Origin of the sequence: Streptococcus sp. k-90, assembly GCF_013277565.1 — a bacterium.
Lineage (GTDB): Bacteria > Bacillota > Bacilli > Lactobacillales > Streptococcaceae > Streptococcus.
The window spans coordinates 42,960-43,893 of sequence record NZ_VMNE01000027.1 but is presented as its reverse complement, the minus strand read 5'-3'; the positions used below and the strand labels follow the sequence as shown (position 1 = coordinate 43,893).

The window sequence follows — 934 nt, the reverse complement described above, 5'->3', positions numbered from 1 at the left end:
CAACAACTGAAAAACCAGGTGAGATTGAAATTACTCAACAACCAAATGGAAATGCGATTGTCACACCTAAGAAACCAGATGGCTCAACATACCCACCAGGAACTAAGGTAGAAATTCCAGGAGAAAATGGAACAACAATCACAGTAACAATTGGAGACAATGGTTCAGGTGAAGTACCAAATGACAACCTTCCTAAGAAAGATGTCCCAGGTACAGGAACAGTAACAGAACCTAACAAGAAACCATCACAACCAGTAGATGTAACAACACCAGCTCGTAAAACACCAAAACTAGAGTTGGATCAAGATCCTAAGACAGGTGATGTTACAGTAACACCTAAGAAACCAGATGGCTCAACATACCCACCAGGAACTACGGTAGAAATTCCAGGTGAAAATGGAACACCAATCACAGTAACAATTGGCGAGAATGGATCAGGTAAAGTACCAAATGACAACCTTCCTAAGAAAGATGTCCCAGGTACAGGTAAGATTACTGAACCAGGTCAACCAACAGTGGAAGTTCCAGTAGAAACTCCAGCTAAGGTCACACCAGAAACACCAGTAACTGAAAAACCAGTTGCGATTGAAATTACTCGTAAACCAAATGGTGATGCAGTAGTAACACCTAAGAAACCAGATGGTTCAACATACCCATCAGGCAGCAAGGTAGTGATCCCAGGTGAAAACAACACACCAATCGAAGTTACAATTGGCGACAATGGTTCAGGTGAAGTACCAAATGACAAACTTCCTAAGAAAGATGTCCCAGGTACAGGAAAAGTAACCGAACCGAATAAGAAACCATCACAACCAGTGGATGTAACAACACCAGCTCAAAAGACACCAACACTAGATGTTGAACAAGATCCTAAGACAGGTGACGTTACAGTAACACCTAAGAAACCAGATGGCTCAACATTCCCACCAGGAAC

At 42.2% G+C, this 934-nt stretch carries 1 pseudogene; it reads left to right on the top strand.

The features are described from left to right. Window positions 1–934: pseudogene (locus tag HT734_RS08455) on the top strand (hypothetical protein); the annotation flags it as partial.